The sequence below is a fragment of the Halococcus salsus genome (genome assembly GCF_009900715.1).
Lineage (GTDB): Archaea > Halobacteriota > Halobacteria > Halobacteriales > Halococcaceae > Halococcus > Halococcus salsus.
Genome location: NZ_JAAAJC010000001.1, coordinates 1,092,622 through 1,107,918 on the forward strand (window position 1 = coordinate 1,092,622; position 15,297 = coordinate 1,107,918).

The 15,297-nt window shown below is 67.5% G+C and carries 15 protein-coding genes; 9 read left to right on the forward strand and 6 right to left on the reverse strand.

The window, feature by feature from the left end; genetic code table 11:
* Positions 1-5: 5 nt before the first annotated feature.
* Positions 6-1,181, reverse strand: coding sequence for a M24 family metallopeptidase (locus GT355_RS05710; RefSeq protein WP_160133717.1), 1,176 nt, complete (start codon positions 1,179-1,181; stop codon positions 6-8).
* A gap of 300 nt (positions 1,182-1,481) precedes the next feature.
* Between GT355_RS05710 and GT355_RS05715 the strand changes: the two genes are divergently transcribed.
* Positions 1,482-3,107, forward strand: a complete 1,626-nt coding sequence (locus GT355_RS05715) for a BCCT family transporter (protein ID WP_192927966.1) — start codon at positions 1,482-1,484, stop codon at positions 3,105-3,107.
* Between the two features lie 49 nt (positions 3,108-3,156).
* Here the strand turns inward: GT355_RS05715 and GT355_RS05720 are convergent, their stop codons facing one another.
* Positions 3,157-3,927 carry an SDR family oxidoreductase gene (locus GT355_RS05720; protein ID WP_160133719.1) on the reverse strand — a complete coding sequence of 257 codons (771 nt, stop codon included), beginning with the start codon at positions 3,925-3,927 and terminating at the stop codon, positions 3,157-3,159.
* A 67-nt stretch (positions 3,928-3,994) separates the two neighbouring features.
* On the reverse strand, positions 3,995-4,165 hold the full coding sequence (locus tag GT355_RS17975) for a hypothetical protein (RefSeq protein ID WP_192927967.1): 171 nt from the start codon (positions 4,163-4,165) through the stop codon (positions 3,995-3,997).
* Positions 4,166-4,261: 96 nt separating this feature from the next.
* Here GT355_RS17975 and GT355_RS05725 point away from each other — a divergent pair, with 96 nt between their 5' ends.
* Complete coding sequence (locus GT355_RS05725) at positions 4,262-4,846, forward strand: LOG family protein (RefSeq protein WP_160133720.1); 585 nt, start codon at positions 4,262-4,264, stop codon at positions 4,844-4,846.
* Between the two features lie 62 nt (positions 4,847-4,908).
* Positions 4,909-6,060 (forward strand): cobalamin-independent methionine synthase II family protein, encoded by a 1,152-nt coding sequence (locus tag GT355_RS05730; RefSeq protein WP_160133721.1) that lies wholly within the window; start codon positions 4,909-4,911, stop codon positions 6,058-6,060.
* Positions 6,061-6,450: 390 nt separating this feature from the next.
* On the opposite strand, the gene GT355_RS05735 is transcribed toward GT355_RS05730, so the two are convergent.
* A complete protein-coding gene (locus GT355_RS05735) occupies positions 6,451-6,744 on the reverse strand; it encodes a DNA-directed RNA polymerase subunit L (protein WP_120070732.1) in 294 nt (97 codons plus the stop codon).
* An 83-nt stretch (positions 6,745-6,827) separates the two neighbouring features.
* Between GT355_RS05735 and GT355_RS05740 the strand changes: the two genes are divergently transcribed.
* Entirely contained in the window at positions 6,828-8,537 is a 1,710-nt protein-coding gene (locus GT355_RS05740) for a rhomboid family intramembrane serine protease (RefSeq protein WP_160133722.1), read from the forward strand.
* An 89-nt stretch (positions 8,538-8,626) separates the two neighbouring features.
* Positions 8,627-8,911, forward strand: coding sequence for a DUF7964 domain-containing protein (locus GT355_RS05745; RefSeq protein ID WP_160133723.1), 285 nt, complete (start codon positions 8,627-8,629; stop codon positions 8,909-8,911).
* A gap of 36 nt (positions 8,912-8,947) precedes the next feature.
* On the opposite strand, the gene GT355_RS05750 is transcribed toward GT355_RS05745, so the two are convergent.
* Positions 8,948-9,571: an METTL5 family protein gene (locus GT355_RS05750; RefSeq protein WP_160133724.1), complete on the reverse strand. Its 624-nt coding sequence runs from the start codon at positions 9,569-9,571 to the stop codon at positions 8,948-8,950.
* Positions 9,572-9,667: 96 nt separating this feature from the next.
* Between GT355_RS05750 and GT355_RS05755 the strand changes: the two genes are divergently transcribed.
* Both GT355_RS05755 and GT355_RS05760 read left to right on the forward strand, forming a co-directional pair.
* Positions 9,668-10,612 (forward strand): alpha/beta hydrolase, encoded by a 945-nt coding sequence (locus GT355_RS05755; protein ID WP_160133725.1) that lies wholly within the window; start codon positions 9,668-9,670, stop codon positions 10,610-10,612.
* A 78-nt stretch (positions 10,613-10,690) separates the two neighbouring features.
* Positions 10,691-10,936: a hypothetical protein gene (locus tag GT355_RS05760; RefSeq protein ID WP_160133726.1), complete on the forward strand. Its 246-nt coding sequence runs from the start codon at positions 10,691-10,693 to the stop codon at positions 10,934-10,936.
* Positions 10,937-11,070: 134 nt separating this feature from the next.
* Here GT355_RS05760 and ggt read toward each other — a convergent pair whose 3' ends face one another.
* Positions 11,071-12,939: a gamma-glutamyltransferase gene (gene ggt, locus GT355_RS05765; RefSeq protein ID WP_240145724.1), complete on the reverse strand. Its 1,869-nt coding sequence runs from the start codon at positions 12,937-12,939 to the stop codon at positions 11,071-11,073.
* Positions 12,940-13,112: 173 nt separating this feature from the next.
* Here ggt and GT355_RS05770 point away from each other — a divergent pair, with 173 nt between their 5' ends.
* Both GT355_RS05770 and GT355_RS05775 read left to right on the forward strand, forming a co-directional pair.
* The gene (locus tag GT355_RS05770; protein WP_160133727.1) at positions 13,113-14,213 is read left to right on the forward strand and encodes an NADH:flavin oxidoreductase/NADH oxidase; all 1,101 of its coding nucleotides are present in this window, start codon (positions 13,113-13,115) and stop codon (positions 14,211-14,213) included.
* Positions 14,214-14,295: 82 nt separating this feature from the next.
* Positions 14,296-15,132, forward strand: a complete 837-nt coding sequence (locus GT355_RS05775) for an aldo/keto reductase (protein ID WP_160133728.1) — start codon at positions 14,296-14,298, stop codon at positions 15,130-15,132.
* Positions 15,133-15,297 lie beyond the last annotated feature (165 nt).

Consider the following 15,297-nt stretch of genomic DNA (forward strand, 5'->3'; position numbering starts at 1 on the left):
GCCTCTCACGCGGTGAACAGCCGGCGGGGGAACTCCGCGAGGGTCTCGACGCCCGTCGCGGTCACCCGGAACGTCTCGCTGAGCTCGACGCCGAACTCGTCGAACCAGAGGGCTGGAATAGTATGAAAAGTCATGTCCTCCTCCAGCACCGTCTCGTCGCCCGGTCGGAGGCTGGCGGTGTGTTCACCCCAGTCCGGTGGGTAGCCGAGCCCGACCGAGTACCCGATACGGTCGGCCTTCTCGATACCGTGCTTCGCGACCTCCTCGCGCCAGGCCTCCTCGACGGTCTCGCAGGTGACGCCGGGTTTGACCGTATCGAGCGCGGCCTCCAGACCGTCGACGACGATCGTCGCGGTCTCGGCGATCGCCTCGGGTGGATCGCCGACGAACGTCGTTCGGGCGAGCGGCGAGTGATAGCGGTGGCGACAGCCCGAGAGCTCGATGACGACGGGGTCACCCTCCGAAAACGGCTCGTCGGTCCAGGTCAGGTGGGGTGCGCCGGTGTAGTCGCCCGACGGGAGGAGCGGGACGATCGAGGGATAGTCCCCGCCGTAGTCCTCGGTGCCGTCGATCAGTGCCCCGTAGATGGCCTCGGCCGCCTCGTACTCCGGGACGCCTTCCTCGATGGCGTCGAGCCCGGCTTCCATCGCGTTCTCGGAGATCCGGGCGGCCTGGCGCATGTATTCGAGTTCCTGCTCGGATTTCTTCACCCGGACCCAGTTGACGAGCAGCGTGGCGTCGGTGAACTCGGCCTCGGGGAGTTGGTCCTGAAGCCGGGTGTAGGACTTCGCCGTGAAGTAGTAGGCGTCCATCTCGAGCCCGATCCGGCCGTCACCGACCCCGAGATCACCGAGGACGTCGGCGACGACGTCCATCGGGTGGAGGTCGTGGGGCGAGTGGACGTGGTCGTCACTGTACGCGCGGATGTCCGCCTCGGGGAGGGTCGTCGTCGCGCGCGCCCCGATGGCGTCCATCTGCCGGCCGACCCAGACGGGGTCGTGATCCTGCGCGACGACTACGCCCTGGTGGACGTAGAACGACCAGCCGTCGTAGCCGGTGAGGTAGTTCATGTTCGCCGGGTCGGTGACGAACACCGCGTCCAGTTCCGCCTCGGCCAGGCGTTCCCTCGTCCGCGCGATCCGTCGGTCGTACTCGGCACTGTCGAAAACGTCCCCTGGCATGCTGTCTCTCGGTCGTTTCGACCAGTAGGTACATAGTAGCTCGTGTCCGCTCACTCGGTCGTTCCGACACGCGCTGCCGACGGATGATTCACGGTCGTGTCCGACTCTCCTGGACGGTTGCACACGACCCGCCGACCGAAATGCCGATCTCCACAACAGTTAACCTGATCGCTTCGGTCAGTACGGTGGTAGTCAGCAGATGACACATCTCTCACTTCTCTCCCCTCACCGCCCCCGTCCCGTCGGTGACCGATCGTCCCGATGCGGGCGAACTAGATGGCGGACGGAGGCACGGTCGCGATGAGCCGGTCCGACGGATCCGGGCCGGTCGCGGCGTTCGTCGACGAGGTCGAGCCGGTCGTCTTCGCGTTCGGCGCGGGGCTCACCCTGCTGTTCGTCGTCCTCTTCGCGCTCGCCCCCCAGACCGCCGCCGACCTCGTCTCGGGCGCGAACGGGTTCGTGCTCGCGCACTTCAACTGGGCCTTCCTCATCGTGATGCTGTTCTTCGTCGCGTTCCTGTTCTTCCTCATCCTCGGGCCGTGGGGGAACCTCCGGTTCGGCGACGACCCGCCGGAGTACAGTTTCGTCTCTTACTTCACGATGATGTACTCGGCGGGGCTCGCCGCGGGCATCGTCTTCTGGGGACCGGCCGAAGCGTTGCTCCACTACGCGACCGTCCCGCCGCTCTACGGTGGCGTGGCGGACGCGTCGGCCGCCGCGATGCCGATCGCGGTCCAGTACTCGATGTTTCACTGGGCGCTGACCCAGTGGTCGTGTTTCACGGTGATGGGGCTCGGGATCGGCTACTACGTCTACAACCACGGCGCACCGTTGCGCGTCTCCTCGGTCCTCACGCCGTTCATCGGGGCGGAGAACGTCGCCGACAGCTACTGGGCGAAGCTCATCGACATCGTCGCCGTCTTCGCCACCCTCGGCGGCGTCTCGACCTCGCTCGGGTTCATCGGGAGCCAGTTCCTCACCGGCCTCCGGTTCCAGTGGGGCATCCAAGTCGGGGACGTCGGGACGGTCGTCGTCATCACCACCATGACGGTGGTCTTCACTCTCTCGGTGGTGCTCGGCGTCGACAAGGGCATCCGCCGGCTCTCGAACTTCAACATGGGGCTGTTCGCCGTGTTGTTGGTCGCCACGCTCGTCATCGGGCCGACGTGGTTCGTCCTCCAGCTCGGAACCGACGCGCTCGGTGGGTTCGTCACCGACTTCGTCGCGATGAGCCTCTTCATCGACACCGCGAGCAACGGCGAGTGGGCGAACGCCTGGACGGTCTTCTACTGGGCGTGGCCGCTCGCGTGGTCGCCGTTCGCGGGGCTGTTCATCGCGCGGATCTCGCGCGGGCGCTCCGTTCGTGAAGTGGCCTTCACCGGGATCGGGGCGACCGGGATCGCGACCACGCCGTGGTTCATCGTGCTCGGCGGCACCGGCGTCTGGCTCCAGCACTCGGGCGGCGCGAATCTCCTCGGACCGATCAACCGGCTCGGCGAGTCGGTCTCGGGCTACGTGCTCTACGGCGCGCTCCCGGGCGGCATGTTCCTGTTGGCGGGCTTTCTCGTGCTCGTCACGACCTTCTTCATCACGTCGGCGGACTCCTCGACGCTCGCCGTCTCGATGATGACCACCGGCGGCGAGGAGCACCCCTCGACGGTCATCCGGGTCTTCTGGGGGCTGATGTTGGGTGCGGTCGCGTCGGTGCTGATGGTCATCGGCGGCGTCGACGCGCTCCAGTCCGCCGCGATCATCACCGGCGGCCCGTTCGCCATCGTCTGCCTCGTCGCGGTCGTCGGGCTCGCGAAGTCGTTCCGCGAGCAGTACGGCAACCTTCTCTTCCAGGAGGAGACGGTCATCTTCGGTCGCGACCGGTCCGCGGACGGAACGACGAGCGACCAGGGGACCACGGAGAACGACGACTGAGCGCGTCGCCCGCGACCGACAACACCCTTCGGACCGAGTCCGTGGCCGGTCAGATGGTGCTCGTCATGCCGCCGTCGATGACGAGCGATTCGCCGGTGACGTAGCCCGCGAGGTCGCTCGCGAGGAACACCGCCGCTCGGCCGATGTCGTCGGGCTGGCCGACGCGGTCGAGCGCGATCTTCTCCCGGAACTCGTCCTCGTCGTCGGTGCCGATCATCGGGGTGTCCTCGGTCGTCATCGTCGTCTCGATCAGTCCCGGGTGGATCGCGTTGACCCGGACGTCGGGCGCGAGCGCGTCGGCGAGCGAGTACGTGAGCGTCCGGACGGCACCCTTCGACGTGCCGTAGGTCGGGTGGTCGCCGATCCCCTGGAGGCCCTCGGCGCTGGAGACGTTGATGATGCTTCCGCCACCCGTCTCGGCCATCCGCTCCGCGGCGACCTGCGCCCCCATGAACGTTCCCTTCGCGTTCACGTCCATCATGTCGTCGTACGCGTCTTCGTCGACGTCGGTGAACGCCTCGTCCCGGCTGTAGCCGGCGTTGTTGACCATGACGTCGATCCCGCCGAATTCCTCGGCGGCCTCGACGGCATCGACTATCTCCTCACGTTCGGTCACGTCACAGTGGACGAACGTCGCACGGCCCTCGGTTTCGTCCTCGATCCGCTCGTGGGTCGGCGCGCCGCCCTCTCGGGGGGATTCGCGGATGTCGGCGACGACGACGGCCGCGCCGTGGCGGGCGAGCGAGAGCGCGATCCCGCGGCCGATCCCGCTCGCAGCGCCGGTGACGACGGCCGTTCGGTCCGCTACAAGTTCGGTCATACCACACTGCGGTCCGTTTCCTCGAAAAGATACCGGGTTGCTCGTGCCGGCCGTGCGCCTGGGCGGCTCAGTTCGCGACGAGGCGCGCCAGCCAGACGATCGGGATCACCGGGATCGCGAGCCCGGTCACGAGGAGGAACACGGCGATGATTACCTTCTCGAGACGGCTCGAACCGCCCCAGATCGATCGCCACATGTCGTCGATCGCTTCCGCGGTTCGCTGAATGAGTCCTGCCATAGGGGACCCAACTCGCTCCGGCGGGGTAAACCTTCCCGCTCGGAACGAGCCACAGCAGATCAGACGGCACTTCGTTTCCCGGCGAAAACGGTGGACATGGACCGTCTCTGTGTCTACTGCGGATCGAGTATCGGTGCCCGACCGGCGTATCGAGACGCCGCCACGGAACTCGGGCGAACGCTCGCGGACCGTGGGATCGGATTGGTCTACGGTGGTGGCGACGTCGGACTGATGGGTGCGGTCGCGGACGCGACGCTCGACGCGGGTGGCGAGGCCCACGGCGTGATCCCGGCGTCGCTCGTCGATGCCGAGGTCGCCCACGACGGGCTCACGGAACTCGACGTCGTCGATTCGATGCACGCGCGAAAACAGCGGATGGTCGACCTCGCCGACGGGTTCGTCGCGCTTCCCGGCGGTTTCGGCACCCTCGAAGAGCTCACCGAGGTCCTCACCTGGACCCAGCTCGGGCTCCACGACAACCCGTGTGGACTGTTGAACGTCGCGGACTACTACGCCGACCTCGCGGCGTTCTTCGACCATCAGGTGACCGAGGAGTTCGTGAGCCCGGCCCACCGGGCGATGGTCATCGTCGAGAACGACCCCGAAGCGCTCCTCGACCGGTTCGCCGAGTACGAGGCCCCGCCGCTGAAGGACGTGCTCGACAGCCCCGACGAGACCTGATCTCCCGAGGGACAAGTACCGCTGGTTACATCAACACGCGCTTCGATAACCCGAGTGAATACATGGGAGACGACCGTCGGATCCGGACGACGCACGTCGGGAGCCTGCCGCGGCCCCCGGAGCTGCTCGACCTCCTCACCGACCGCCAGGACGGCGAGGCGGTGGACGAAACGGAGTGGGAGACGACCGTCGCGGACGCCACGCGCGACGTCGTCGAACGCCAGGCCGAGACGGGGCTCGACATCGCCAACAACGGCGAGCAGTCCCGGGTCTCGTTCAACTGGTACGTCAAGGACCGCCTCAGCGGTATCGAGGGGGAACGCGAACAGGAGCTCTGGGCGGACCTCCAGGACTACCCCGACTACGCCGACCAGACCTTCCGAACGGACGTGATCGACCTCGCGATGCAGCCGGTCGTCGCCGACGCGATCGAGTACACCGGCCACGAGGAGGCCGAAGCCGAGATCGAGGGCTTCCGGGCCGCCCTCGCCGACACCGACGCCGACTTCGAGGACACGTTCATGACCTCGGCCTCGCCGAGCGTCGTCACCGCGACCCACGTCAACGACTACTACGACACCCACGAGGCGTACCTCACCGCCGCCGCCGACGCGATGCAGGAAGAGTACGAGATCGTCGCCGACGCCGGGCTCACCCTCCAGATCGACGCGCCGGAACTCCTCACCGCCGGCCAGACCGAAGCCCTCGCGGACGCGTCCATCGAGGACGTCAAACAGGTCACGCGCCGGAACGTCGAGGCGCTCAACGGCGCGCTCGAAAACGTCCCCGCCGAGCAGGTCCGGCTGCACACCTGCTGGGGGAGCTACGAGGGCCCCGGCCACCTCGACGCCGACCTCGCCGAGATGCTGCCGGTCATCTACGAAGCCGACATCACGGGGCTGAGCATCGAGCAGGCCAACCCCCGCCACCAGCACGAGTACCGTGCGTTCGCCGAACACCCGGTCCCGGACGGCTGGACGCTCGTGCCCGGCGTGGTGGACGTGAAGACGAACATCATCGACCACCCGCAGACGATCGCCGACCGCTTGGAGCGCGTCGCGAACGCGGTCGACGACGACACCCCGCTCGTCGCGGCCCCCGACTGTGGCTTCGGGACCCAGGCCGGGTTGGGAATGGTCAACCCCGAGATCGCGTGGGCGAAACTCGGTGCACTGGTCGAGGGCGCGGCGATCGCGACCGAACGGCTCTACTGACTGGTCCGAAGCGAATTCCTGATTTTGGCGGAGATGGTGTGTCGGCGACGACCGCGAGTAACCCGTTGCAAACGAGAGACCGCACCGCTAACCACCACGCGACAGCCACGAGCCTCCCCAGCCGATTCACTTCACTCGCTTCGCTCGTTTCGTTCATCCCTCGCACAGTGTTCGCGGCCGCGCGCTCACGTCCGTTCGCGCACGACCGCCAGCGCGCGCCAACCGTCCGCCACCGTACCGACAGCAACCACACCGCCACCGCACAGCCCGACCGTAACCGTGCTGCACCCCGCGTCCGCCGACTGCACCGCTCGGCGGCTGACGGGTCCGAAAAGCGAGCTGGGACACAGCGACTGCTCTGGAAACGGTGAAAAGGGGGAAGCGGTGTGTTCAGGCCGCGGGCGCTGCGGACTCGAAAGCCTCGTGGAAGGCCGTCGTCATGTCGTTGACCCGCTCGGTGCCGGCTTCGAGCGCGTCGAGCGGGGCGGTTCCGGGTTCGGTTCGGATCACGAGTATCGGGTCGGTCTGGCCACCCGACTGCTCGGGGTTCATGTCGTAGGTCGCGGCGGAGACGCCCTCGACTTCGAGGAGCGCGCCCTTGAGGACGTTCATGAACGTGTGGTCCTCGCCAGCGATCTCGATCGAGAGTTCGGTGTCGTCGTTTTCGATGACGCGGAGGTCCATACACCTCCTTCGTCGTCGCGCGCTTCAACCTGACGAATCCCGGCGCGCGACAGAGTGAAACCCCTCGCTGTCCAGTCGTCGGTATGACCTCGCCGTGGGCGGTGCTCGCACGCATTGTCCTGGTGCTCGCGGTCGTGGGGTCGGTGGTCGCGGTCGCGCGTCTCGACGACGAGCGCTGGGGCGAGCACCTCCAGGCATGGTTCGTCTACGGTATCCCGTGGGGGTCGCTTCTGACCGTGGGGTTCGTCCTCGCGGTCTACCTGGTCGTCCAGGGCGGCCTCACGTCGTGGGGAAACCCCGTCTCGCTCCCGTTCCGTGCGTGGTCGTACCGCTACCCGCTGGGGATGGCCGTCGCGCCGTTCGCCCACGTCGGCCCGAGCCACCTCGTGGGCAACCTCGTCGGCACGCTCGCGCTCGCGCCGCTCGCGGAGTACGCGTGGGGCCACTACCCGCCGACGCGCGACCGGGCTCGGGGCTCGGCCGTTCCGAGCGCCCGAGCCGAAGACGCGTTCGTGACGAGTCCCCGTGCTCGAATCCTCGCCGTGCCCGTCGCCGCGGTCGCAGTGGGGCTGTTCACCGGCCTGTTCTCGATCGGACCGATCATCGGCTTCTCGGGTGTGGTGTTCGCGTTCGCGGGGTTCACGCTGGTTCGCTACCCGCTCGCCACCGTGGTGGTGTTCGCGGCGAGCGGGGTGATCCAGCAGGTGTACGTCGCGCTCCGGAACCCGGTGGTCGAGACGGGCGCGAGCGGTGGCGGCTACGGGCTCCCGTGGTGGGCGACGGTCGCGATACAGGCCCACGCCCTCGGGTTACTGGCAGGAGTCGTCATCGGGGTCGCGGTGTTCCGCCGACGCGAACGGCTGCCGTCGGCGGGGCGACTCTGGCTCGGCACGCTGGTGTTCGCCATCGGGCAGTCGCTCTGGGCGGTCTACTGGTTCCGCGGCAACGGCCAGTTCGTCCTCTTTCGAGCCCTCGGGGTGGCGCTGGTGTTCGCGCTCGCGTTGCTCGTCGCGGCGAGCGTCGCAACTCCCGGTCGGGCCAGGGGTGTCCGGGGTGTCCGACACGTCCGTCGAATCGTCGGCATCGAGCGCCGTGCAGGGGCGGCGATGGTGCTCCTGCTCGCGCTCGCGGTGCTCGCCGCGCCCGCGGTTCCCGTGAACCTCACGACGACCACCGCGACCGGAACAGCGCTCGCCCAAGACGACGGGTCCGCCACCGGAACGATGGACCGGGTTCAGGTCCGGGATTACACGGTCTACTACGCCGAGAACGTCACGAACCGGATGGTCTCGGTGGTCGACGTGTCGGCGTTCGGCGAGTCGACGACGGTGAACGCGAGCGGGGTGATCGTCGAGAGCGGACAGCGGAGCCTCTGGACCACCGGGGTCGAGGAGTCACGGCTCGCCTTCGCCGGCTGTGCCACGGTCGGCGTCGGCGGCCTCGGCTGGCGGGAGTCGGTCCACGTCTCCCGAACCGGCTGGAAGGCGATCGGCGGCGGCCACGCCTACAAGGTCCGGTTCGGTCGTGGCAACGACAGCCGACTCGCCTATCTCTCGGGTCCGGCCACCGCCGACGTCACGGTCGCGAACCGGAACGTCTCGGTCGTCCCGCGCCGCGAGGGCTTCGGGGTCGTGGTCTCTCGGGCGAACGAGACCGTCGACCGCGTGAAACTCCCCGCGAACGGGACGACCGCCCGTGCGGGTGGCCTGAGCTTCGACCGGACCGGCGGTGACCTGTTCGTCGCCGTCGACGGAACCAGAGTCCGGGTGGCCAGCCGCGAAACATACAAATGATATGTCACCAAAACTCCGTATCGACCTGTACTCGTTGCGCAGGCAACCCGAAGGAATAGAACGGTCGAGCCCTATCGAGAGGAACGACCGTGTACGACCGCACCTCGATTCCCTCCAGACCGCTCGAACGGCCGGACGTCGACCGGATCCGCGCCCAGCCCGACGTCGAGTCGGTTATCTCGCTCGGGACGGCCCCGCTCGACGGGCGCTCGTCCCGGGAACCGGACGCGACGAAACGACTGGTGCTCCTGACCGGGCGGACGGTCTCCGCGCTCGAATACGACGGTGTCGACTGGTCGAGGGAGATCCTCGAAACCGACGCCGACCGGGGCGACCAGCTTCGGTGTGCGCTCGACCTGCTGCACAACCACTGACCACCGGCACGGGAGCCGTGAACCGAGACCGACGGCTCAGTCCCACTCGATACGGAACAGCTCGGCGTCGATGGTGCGCGTCTCCTCGTCGTGGAACGCGAACCGGTTCGGGAGGTCGAGTTCGGTACGGAACTTCCTCGTAACTGTGCCGTCGTTGTCGGCGGCGAACGACTCCACGAACGTCTGGCTCCCGGCGTTGTGGACCGAGTAGGAGACGTCGCCGAGGCGGGCGGCGGCCGCGAGGAACTCGCGGTCGGCGTGGGCGTTGTCGTTCTGGGCACCGAACGGGGGGTTCATCACGACGGTCGTACGGTCGGATGGGTCGAGCGGCGCGTCGGTGGCGTCGGCCCGAACCCACGAGACGTCCGCCGCGGTGCCGACCCGACGGCGGTTCTCGACCGCGGTCCGGAGCGGGTCGATGTCGACGTCGAGGCCAACGACACCGGTCGGGCCGCGGAGCGCGGCCGCGAGCGCGAGCATCCCGGTCCCCGTCCCGAGGTCGACCACCAGCCGGTCCTCGATGTCGCCCTGGAGGTCGGCGTCGTGGACGAGGCGGGCGGCCAGCTCCGGCGGGGTCCGGTACTGTTCGAGCGAGACCCGCGGGTTCTCGAAGCCGGCGACCACGGCGAGCTGCTGGGCCAGCGCACTCACGGAGCTCATCGGGTACGACCTACCGACCGCGACGAGGAAAGCGTTTGGAGATCCGTCTGGGCCGTCGCCGGGGATTAAGTCGCTGGTGACCGTCGATCACGCACGATGTCCTCGGAACTCGATCCCCAAGTCCGTGCGCTGCTCGATACCTTGGACGAACAGCGCGCGCCACCGACCTACGGTGTCTCGGTCGAGACCGCACGCGACCAGCTCGAAGAGCTGTTCTCCGCGGCCGACCCCGAGCCCGTCGGGGAGGTTCGAAACTTCGATATCCAGGGGCCAGCGGGTCCGCTCCCGGTGCGGCTCTACGCCCCCGAGGCCGCCGACGGCCCGCTCCCGGTGTTCGTGACCTTCCACGGCGGTGGCTGGGTCATCGGGAGCCTCGACACCCACGACGCGGTGTGTCGCGGGATCGCCAACGAGGCCGACTGCCTCGTGCTCTCGGTGGACTACCGGCTCGCGCCCGAACACCCCTTCCCGGCGGCGGTCGAGGACTGCTACGCCGCGACCGAGTGGGCCGCCGAGTTCGCGCCCGAGATCGGCGGCGACCCCGATCGGATCGCGGTGGGCGGCGACAGCGCCGGCGGCAACCTCACCGCCGCCGTCAGCCTCATGGCGCGCGACCAGGGTGGCCCCGACCTGTGTCACCAGTCGCTGATCTACCCGGCGGTCGCCTCGCCCCCGCTCCACGAGTTCGACTCCTACGCGGAGAACGGCGAGGGTTACTTCCTCGAACGCGACGACATGGCGTGGTTCTACGAGCGGTACATCCCGCGCGCGACCGATGCCCGCAACGAGTACGCCGCGCCACTGCTCGCCCGCGACCTCGCGGACCTTCCCCCGGCGACGCTCATCACCGGTGGGTTCGACCCGCTCCGCGACGAGGGCTATGCCTACGCCGACCGCCTCCGCGACGCGGGCGTGGCGGTCGAACACGAGCACTTCGAGGGGATGATCCACGGCTTCATCAGCATGACCGACGTCATCGACCGGAGCCGTGACGCGATCGAGGTGGTGGCGGAGGGGCTTCGGAACTCCTTCGAGACGTAGCGCCACGACGGTGCAAATGACGAGACGACATCGTCGTCGGCTGCGAGGTTTTATATTTTTAGAACTCGTCTGTATTGTATGAAATATCTCCCACCACGCTGGCAGGTCCGGGAGTGGGTGTCGCTGGTTCCGTACATCGCGTTGGCGTATCTACTCCTCTACGTCGGTTTCAGCGGTGTCGAACTGGCTCTCACCCAGGAATCGTTCGTTCGCTACTTCCTTTCGGTTCCGAACAGCATGGCGTACGACCTCTTCCTCGTGTCGCTTCTCATCACCGTTCCGTACGCCCTGTACCGAACGTGGGAGTGGTACCTCGACGGGTGAGTCGCTCTGCCTCGACTAACATCGATCATTCGGTCGCCGAGGTCCTCACGCCGTTCCAGCCAGCAAGCGTCGCACGGGCCGACTCCCGGTCAACACGTTTACGATGTCGTGTGTGACGAGCGATTGACCAGTCTTCAGGGCCCGTATGCCACCCCGCCGTTCCGGAAGTCCGCCGCCCCGGTGTACTCACCTGTCTGCTGATCGATCTGGATCGCCATCACGTTACCCAGCGTCGTAAAGGGCGAGACATCGTAGCCCCGCTCGCGAAGCCCGTCCTGGACTTCTTCGGGAACGGAGGCTTCGGGATAGACCGTCGGCCCGGAGTTGCCGTAGAAGCGCGGCTCGGCGACCGCCTCCGCGAGGTCCATGTCGAACGCCACGAGATTGAGTATCACCTCCGCGACCGTCGTGATGATGGTCGTGCCGCCGGGCGAGCCCACAGTCAAAAACGGCTCGCCGTCCCGGAAGACGATGGTGGGGCTCGTGGAACTGAGCGGGCGTTTCAACGGCTGGACCTCGTTCGGCCCGCCAGGCTGGGCGTCGAAGTCGGTGAGTTCGTTGTTGAGCATGAACCCGTAGTCGGGCACCATCAGCCCGCTCCCGAACAGCTGCTCGATAGTGCTCGTCCACGAGACGAGGTTGCCATCCGCGTCGGCGGTGGTGAAGTGGGTCGTACTCCCGAGCGGGTTCGCTATCGACGGGCGCGGCGCATCCTGAATCGCCCCCACGTCGTCGAGGGTGAGCGGGTCGATGGCGTAGGGTGACCCGGGCTGGTAGCTCCACGGGTCGCCGGGCTCCTGCGTCCCGGGGGTCGCCTGCTCGTAGTTTATCATCCCGCGGCGTTCGTCGAGATACTCCGGGTCCAGCAGCCCCTGCCACGGCGCGTCCACGAACTGCTTGTCACCCATGTACTCGCCGCGGTCGGCGTAGGCGAGTTTGAAGACCTCGGCGAGCCGCTGGTAGACCTCGATCGACTGCCGGTCGTACTGGCCGAGGTCGAGCGGTTCGAGCAGCGAGAGGATCTGAGCGATCGTCAGCCCGCCGGAGCTCGGCAGCGGCTGGGTTCGGACCGTGACGTCGCCGTACTCGACGTACTCCGGGGTGTCGATCGTGACGTTGTACGCCCCGAGGTCGGCGGTGGTCATGCTCCCGCCGTTCTCCTGGACGGTCTCGGCGAGCGCTTCGCCGATCTCCCCTTTGTAGATAGCGCCGACGCCCTCGTCGGCGATCGTCTCGAACGTCGACGCGAGGTCGGGCTGGACGAGGTCGTCGCCGACGTCGAGCGGCTCGCCGCCGGGGGCGAACACCGCGCGGGCGGCGTCGTTGAATTTACCATACTCTTCGGCGATCGTGCGAGCGAGGTAGTCGTCGACCCGGGCTCCGTTGGCGAGGTCGATGGCAGGCTGGATCAGCTCTTCGACCTCGCGGGTGCCGAAGCGTTTCAGCGCGACGTCGCACGCCTTGAACGTTCCGGGGACTCCAACCGCCTGGCCGAGGGTGATGCGCGTCTCGAACGGGATCGGCTCGCCGTCGTCGAGGAACATGTCGGGCGTCGCACCGAAGGGTGCGCGCTCGCGGTTGTCGATCGAGTAGAGTTCGTCCTCCTCGGCGTCGTAGACCACCATGAACCCGCCGCCGCCGAGGCCCGATGTGTGGGGCTGGACGGCGTTGAGCGCGAACTGGACCGCGACCGCCGCATCGACCGCGTTGCCGCCCGCGTCGAGCACGTCGGTGCCGGCCGTGACCGCCCGCGGATCGCTCGCCGCCACTATCCCGTCGCTACTGGTGGCCGTGTCGACCCGCTCGATCCGCTCGCGTTCGTCGTCCCAGGCGGACGCGCGGCCGGCGCTCATCGAGAGTGCCCCCGCCCCGAGTGCGACGGCCGATCCCTTCAGAAACGTTCGTCGGTCGCTTCCCGATCGGGTTTTCGGCTCCCGATCCGCGAGTTCGCTCGCTGGTGAATCCGTTACCGTCGATGTCCCGTCATCGTCGTGCTGTGACATACCGTACGAACGTGTCGTGCTACCGTCTTAAATCCACAGCACGATCGACAGCCTCGGACCGTCGCGATGACGTCGATCCACGGTCTTCGCGACTGGATTACCGGTACCCGAAACGGCCTAGGTTTCCTCCGGTTCCGTCACCGTTTTTCGCGGTCGGCGGCTACGCGGAATCGATGACGGAGGACCTGTTTACGCCGCTTTCGTTGCGCGAGACCGAAGCCCGGAATCGGGTGATGGTCTCGCCGATGTGTCAGTACTCGTGTGAAGACCGTGACGGGATGGCCTCGAACTGGCATCTCGTTCATCTGGGAAGTCGCGCGGTCGGCGGGGCCGGCATCGTGATGACCGAAGCCACCGCCGTCGAACCTCGTGGGCGGATATCGCCCGAGGACCTCGGCATCTGGAGCGACGAGCACGGCGAAGCGCTCGCGCCGACCGCCGAGTTCATCGCCGACCAGGGGTCGGTCCCGGCGATCCAGCTGGCTCACGCCGGTCGGAAGGCCGCGACGAGCCGGCCGTGGGAGGGGCACGACCCGCTCCAGCCCGACGAGGGTGGCTGGGAGGTGCTCGCACCGAGCGACGACGCGTGGGACTACGGCGACCAGGAGTCCCCGCCGCTGAAGAAGGCCGACCAGGACGACATCGAGGGCGTGATCGACTCCTTCCGCGAGAGCGCCGAACGCGCGCTCGACGCCGGCTTCGAGGTCGCGGAGGTCCACGCGGCCCACGGCTACCTCCTCCACGAGTTCCTCTCGCCGGTCACGAACCACCGCGAGGACGACTACGGGGGCAGCTTCGAGAACCGCGCGCGCTTGGTTCGGGAAGTCACCGAGGCGGTGCGCGAGGTCTGGCCCGACGACAAACCCGTCTTCGTTCGTATCTCGGCGACCGACTGGATCGAGGGGCAGGAATCGTGGGACCCCGACCAGTCCGCACGGCTCGCGGACGTGCTCTACGAGGCCGGCGCGGACCTGCTCGACGTGAGTGCCGGCGGGGCCGACCCCGCTCAGGAAGTCCCCCACTCCGGGCCGAACTACCAGGTGCCCTACGCCGAGCACATCAGCGAACAGAAGGAGAGCGACATCGCGATCGGCGCGGTCGGCGGGATCGAGACCGCCGAACAGGCCGATGCGATCGTTCGCAACGACCGCGCGGACCTCGCGATCCTCGCGCGCGAACACCTTCGTGACCCCTACTTCTCGCTCCACGCCGCCGACACGCTCGACCAGTCCGAGGAGGCCCCGGTGCCGGACCAGTACCGCCGCGGGTTCTGATCTCTTCGGCGGTTCTAATCCCCCGGCCGTCTCGACTGCCGGTGCCGAAAGAGGTTATCGTGTTCCATTCGTTTTCCGGGACGTGGCAACGAACAACCAGAGCGACACGTTCGACATCGGCGGCGAGGACACGGTTCACCGACTCGGCTTCGGCGCGATGCGACTCACAGGAGAAGACATCATCGGGCCGCCGGAGGACGAGGCGGCGGCGAAGGACGTCCTCCACCGCGCGACCGACCTCGGCGTCGACTTCATCGACACCGCCGACTCCTACGGGCCGGCGGTCTCCGAGCGCCTGATCGGCGAGGCGCTCGCGCCCTACGACGACGCCTTCGTGGCGACCAAAGGTGGCCTCTGGCGCGACGACCGCGACGGTTCGTGGCCCAAGTGTGGCCAGCCGGGCTACCTCCGGAACGCGATCCTCGGGAGTCTCGACCGACTCCAGGTCGACCAGATCGACCTCTATCAGTACCACCGGCCCGACCCCGACGTCGACTACGCCGACGCCGTCGGGACGTTCGCGGACTTCAAGGACGAGGGCAAGGTCAAACACGTCGGCGTCTCGAACGCCTCCGTCGAGCAGATCGAGGAGGCCCGCGACGTGGTCGAGATCGCAACCGTCCAGAACCAGTACAACATCGGCGACCGTGAGGACGAGGAGGTCCTCGAATACTGTGAGGAGAACGACATCGGCTTCATCCCGTGGGCCCCGCTCGGCTCAGGCGAGCTCGACGGGCTCAACGAAGTGGCCGACAACCACGACGCGACGGAGTACCAAGTGGGGCTGGCGTGGTTGCTCCAGCATTCTCCTGTTATGCTCCCGATCCCGGGAACGAGCAGCGTCGACCACCTCGAAGAGAACGTCGCCGCCTCGGAAATCGACCTCACCGACGAGGAGATCGAGACGATCGAGAACTGAAGCGACCGGCAGACACCGACTTCATCGACTCTTTTCGAATGTTGTCCCTGACCCGAGTGCGGTGGCGCGCGCTCGCGGTCGTGCGCGAACGGACGTGAGCGCGCGACCACGAATCGGCGTGCGAGGGATGAGCATCGCAGCGAGCGGAGCGAGCGAGAAGCGCAG

Excerpts from the sequence above, each read along its gene's own strand:
- GT355_RS17975 (WP_192927967.1), bottom strand. The coding sequence starts at position 4,165 with ATGGCAGGACTCATTCAGCGAACCGCGGAAGCGATCGACGACATGTGG.
- GT355_RS05755 (WP_160133725.1), top strand. The coding sequence starts at position 9,668 with ATGTCCTCGGAACTCGATCCCCAAGTCCGTGCGCTGCTCGATACCTTG.
- GT355_RS05735 (WP_120070732.1), bottom strand. The coding sequence starts at position 6,744 with ATGGACCTCCGCGTCATCGAAAACGACGACACCGAACTCTCGATCGAG.
- GT355_RS05715 (WP_192927966.1), top strand. The coding sequence starts at position 1,482 with ATGAGCCGGTCCGACGGATCCGGGCCGGTCGCGGCGTTCGTCGACGAG.
- GT355_RS05710 (WP_160133717.1), bottom strand. The coding sequence starts at position 1,181 with ATGCCAGGGGACGTTTTCGACAGTGCCGAGTACGACCGACGGATCGCG.
- GT355_RS05740 (WP_160133722.1), top strand. The coding sequence starts at position 6,828 with ATGACCTCGCCGTGGGCGGTGCTCGCACGCATTGTCCTGGTGCTCGCG.
- GT355_RS05720 (WP_160133719.1), bottom strand. The coding sequence starts at position 3,927 with ATGACCGAACTTGTAGCGGACCGAACGGCCGTCGTCACCGGCGCTGCG.
- GT355_RS05725 (WP_160133720.1), top strand. The coding sequence starts at position 4,262 with ATGGACCGTCTCTGTGTCTACTGCGGATCGAGTATCGGTGCCCGACCG.
- GT355_RS05750 (WP_160133724.1), bottom strand. The coding sequence starts at position 9,571 with ATGAGCTCCGTGAGTGCGCTGGCCCAGCAGCTCGCCGTGGTCGCCGGC.
- ggt (WP_240145724.1), bottom strand. The coding sequence starts at position 12,939 with ATGTCACAGCACGACGATGACGGGACATCGACGGTAACGGATTCACCA.
- GT355_RS05760 (WP_160133726.1), top strand. The coding sequence starts at position 10,691 with ATGAAATATCTCCCACCACGCTGGCAGGTCCGGGAGTGGGTGTCGCTG.
- GT355_RS05730 (WP_160133721.1), top strand. The coding sequence starts at position 4,909 with ATGGGAGACGACCGTCGGATCCGGACGACGCACGTCGGGAGCCTGCCG.
- GT355_RS05770 (WP_160133727.1), top strand. The coding sequence starts at position 13,113 with ATGACGGAGGACCTGTTTACGCCGCTTTCGTTGCGCGAGACCGAAGCC.